This is a genomic window from Mesorhizobium sp. M7A.F.Ca.AU.001.01.1.1, from assembly GCF_004022735.1.
Taxonomy (GTDB): Bacteria; Pseudomonadota; Alphaproteobacteria; order Rhizobiales; family Rhizobiaceae; genus Mesorhizobium; species Mesorhizobium ciceri.
This window is the reverse complement of sequence record NZ_RZPF01000661.1, coordinates 1-3,663: the sequence shown is the minus strand read 5'-3', so window position 1 is coordinate 3,663 and position 3,663 is coordinate 1. Positions and strand designations below refer to the sequence as shown.

The window sequence follows — 3,663 nt, the reverse complement described above, 5'->3', positions numbered from 1 at the left end:
ACCCGAGCGCGCGCCGGTCAGCGGGCCTTGGAGAGAAGATATAAACAGCGTCGACCTGCCGGTTGGCGACGATGCGCCGGTAGGTCGTCTCCTGGTCGTCGGCGTCGGCCGGCGACAGCACAAGGTCGAGCTCGTGCGAGCGGGCATAGTCGCCAAGGCCGGACAGGAACTCGACGAAATGCGGATCGATGTCGACGGACGCACCGGTCGGCAGGACATAGCCGATCATGCCGGTCTTGCCGGTCGCCAGCCGGCGCGCGCTCGGGTTGGGCCGATAGCCATGGCGCTTGGCGGCATCCATGACACGCCTGCGCGTCTCCTCGTTGACCTCGGGATAGCCGTTCAGCGCGCGGCTTACCGTGGTTTGCGAAAGTGCCAGCATGTGGGCGAGCTGCTTGAGGTTCACGAAAGTCTCCATTCCCTCAAAGCGCTTTTAAATTGAATCGACCCAAGTGCCACCGGGGCCGAGCCATACGAAGCCCAACCATAGACGCGGTTTGGGCATGTTTGAAACAAAAATTGCTGCTGCACTGCCATAATAGCATGCTGCGACGCACTTTTAGGGCGAAAATGCGCGAACCTAAATCGATTGATTCGCCAGCCTCTTGACTTCCCCGCGATTCAATGGCGTGATCGAAAAAGCCAAAGCGCTTTGGAAGACTCTTCGAAAGGTTGCGGTTCCTTTCCGACTGAGTCACAGTCCTGCGGCGTCGGCGGGCGGAATGGAGGTTCCGTCCGGTGTGTGAGACCCACTGGGAGGAATACCGATGAAGAAAATGCTTTTGCTGGGTGCTGCGTTTGCCACGTTCGCCCTGAACGCGCCCGCGCAGGCCGAACTGAAGTTCAAGCCCGGCGAAGACAAGCGCTTCAACTGGGCGAACTACGAAGAGCTCAAGAAAGTCGACCTCAAGGGTGAAACGCTGTCGATCTTCGGACCGTGGCGCGGCGAGGACGAAGGCCTGGTGCGCGGCGTCCTCGACTATTTCTCGGAAGCCACCGGCGTCGAGATCAAATACTCCTCCTCGGAGAATTACGAGCAGCAGATCGTCATCGACACGCAGGCCGGCAGCCCGCCGAACATCGCCGTGCTGCCGCAGCCGGGCCTCATCCAGGACCTGGCGTCGAAGGGCCTTTTGACGCCGCTCGGTGACGACACCGCCAAATGGGTCAAGGACAATTACGGCGCCGGCCAGTCATGGGTCGATCTCGGCACCTTCAAGGACAAGGACGGCAAGCCGGGCTTCTTCGCCTTCCCTTACAAGGCCGACGTGAAGTCGCTGGTCTGGTACTCGCCGGACAATTTCGAGGAAGCCGGCTACAAGGTGCCGAAGACCCAGGAAGAACTCGCCGATCTCGAAAAGAAGATCATCGCCGATGGCGGCAAGCCGTGGTGCATCGGCCTCGGCTCCGGCGGTGCCACCGGCTGGCCGGCAACCGACTGGGTCGAAGACCTGATGCTGCGCACCCAGCCTCCGGAGGTCTACGACAAATGGGTGAAGAACGAGATCCCGTTCAACGATCCGGCGGTGGTCAACGCCATCGACATTTTCGGCAAGATCGCGACCGACGACAAGATGGTCGACGGCGGCGCCAAGGCGGTTGCGGCGACCGACTTCCGCGACAGCCCGAAGGGCCTCTTTTCGGTGCCGCCGAAATGCTACCTGCACCACCAGGCATCGTTCATTCCGACCTTCTTCCCGGAAGGCACCAAGGTCGGCCAGGACGCGGACTTCTTCTACTTCCCGCCCTATGCCGCCAAGCCTGAACTGGGCACGCCCGTGCTCGGCGCCGGTACGCTGGCGATGATCACCAAGGACAGCAAGAGTGCGCGCGCGTTCATCGAATTCCTGAAGATGCCGCTCGCCCACGAGATCTGGATGGCCGAGGGCGGCTTCGTGACGCCGCTCAAGTCGGTCAACAAGGATGCCTATGCCAGCGACGCGCTGAAGAAACAGGGCGAAATCCTCGCCAATGCCTCGACTTTCCGCTTCGACGGTTCCGACCTGATGCCGGGCAAGATCGGCGCCGGCGCCTTCTGGACCGGCATGATCGACCTGGTCGGCGGCAAGTCGGCACAGGACGTCGCCACCGACATCCAGAAGAGCTGGGACGCCATCAAGTAGACGGCTGGCACGTAGACGACCAACCATTCTCGCACTGGATTCGGACCGTACCGGCCCGGATCCGACGGCGGCCCGTGCCGCAGCCTTTCGTCATGAGCGCATTGACATGAAGCGCGATCGGCAATGTGCGCAAGCCGCCGATGACGCGCTCCAAACAACTGAATCGGCGCCTGGTCCCCGTCACCAAGGTCATTCCTTGTCGGGTCATGCGCAGGGGGAGAGGGACCCATGGCGGCTCAGATTTTCTCGGCCATATTCGTCATCATCGTCGGCGTCGGCGGTTGCGTCGCCTATTTCTGGGGCGCCAACAAACTGGTCGACCTGATATTCCCGTCACGCGGCGTCGCCGGTGCCGCGGCCATCGACAATCTACGCCGGCAAGGGTTGGTCCGCCCATGGCTGTTCGTCGGCCCGGCGATGATCATCCTCACCATTTACCTGATCTATCCGGTGGTCGAGACGCTGCGGCTGTCGTTCCTCGATCGCGGCGGCATCAGTTTCGTCGGCCTGGCGAACTATGAATGGGCGTTCGGCGACCGCGAGTTCCGCAACTCGATCCTCAACAACATCATCTGGCTGGCGGTGGTGCCGGCCGCCTGCACCTTCCTCGGGCTGATCATCGCCGTGCTTACGGACAAGATCTGGTGGGGCACGATCGCCAAGAGCCTGATCTTCCTGCCGCTGGCGATCTCCTTCGTCGGCGCCAGCGTGATCTGGAAATTCATCTACGAGTATCGGGGCGAGGGCCAGACGCAGATCGGCATCCTCAACGCCATCATCCAGCATTTCGGCGGCCAGCCGCAGGTCTGGATATCGCTGCCGTTCTGGAACAATTTCTTCCTGATGATCATCCTGATCTGGATCCAGACCGGCTTTGCCATGGTCATCCTGTCTTCCGCCCTGCGCGGCATCCCCGAGGAAACGCTGGAAGCCGCCGTCATCGACGGCGCCAATCCGTTCCAGATCTTCTGGAAGATCATGGTGCCGCAGATCTGGGGCACCATCGCCGTGGTCTGGACCACGATCACCATTCTGGTGCTCAAAGTATTCGACATCGTGCTGACCATGACCAACGGCCAGTGGAACAGCCAGGTGCTGGCCAATCTGATGTTCGACTGGATGTTCCGCGGCGGCGGCGATTTCGGCCGCGGCGCCACCATCGCCATCATCATCATGATTGCGGTCATTCCGATCATGGTCTGGAACATCCGACAGGCGAACAAAGAGACGGGAGGACATTGAGATGGCCGTCGCGACCGGAAATTCCTTCGCCAGCCGCTTCGGCGTCCACATCGCCGTGCTCATCTTCGTCGCGATCTGGACCATACCGACCCTTGGCATCCTGGTTTCGTCGCTGCGCGACAAGAACCAGATCATCGCCTCGGGCTGGTGGAACTCGTTCGCCAGTTCCACACAGACGGAAGCCGGCCGGCTGCCGCCCGCCTCGGCGCAAGTCGAGAAGGACGGCAAGTTCGTGCTCGAGGGCAATATCTTCGGCGACGGCACCAAGCGCGACATCAGCGCCTTCGGAATCAAATCG

General features: G+C 61.5%; 3 protein-coding genes and 1 pseudogene. 3 read left to right on the top strand and 1 reads right to left on the bottom strand.

Translation table 11 applies throughout. From position 1 onward, the window contains the following. The coding region (locus tag EN884_RS29295) for a LacI family DNA-binding transcriptional regulator (protein WP_164895220.1) at window positions 1-406 on the bottom strand (406 nt) is incomplete at its 3' end. 361 nt (window positions 407-767) lie between these two features. On the opposite strand from EN884_RS29295, the gene EN884_RS29290 reads away from it, so the two are divergent. The 3 genes and pseudogenes from EN884_RS29290 to EN884_RS29280 form a co-directional block, all read left to right on the top strand. Further along, a complete protein-coding gene (locus EN884_RS29290) occupies window positions 768-2,123 on the top strand; it encodes an ABC transporter substrate-binding protein (protein ID WP_013528261.1) in 1,356 nt (451 codons plus the stop codon). 228 nt (window positions 2,124-2,351) lie between these two features. Next, on the top strand, window positions 2,352-3,365 hold the full coding sequence (locus tag EN884_RS29285; RefSeq protein ID WP_063169814.1) for a sugar ABC transporter permease: 1,014 nt from the start codon (window positions 2,352-2,354) through the stop codon (window positions 3,363-3,365). Between the two features lies 1 nt (window position 3,366). Then, a pseudogene (locus tag EN884_RS29280) lies at window positions 3,367-3,663 on the top strand (carbohydrate ABC transporter permease); the annotation flags it as partial.

Coding starts and splice junctions, on each gene's coding strand:
- EN884_RS29290 (WP_013528261.1), top strand. CDS start 768: ATGAAGAAAATGCTTTTGCTGGGTGCTGCGTTTGCCACGTTCGCCCTG.
- EN884_RS29285 (WP_063169814.1), top strand. CDS start 2,352: ATGGCGGCTCAGATTTTCTCGGCCATATTCGTCATCATCGTCGGCGTC.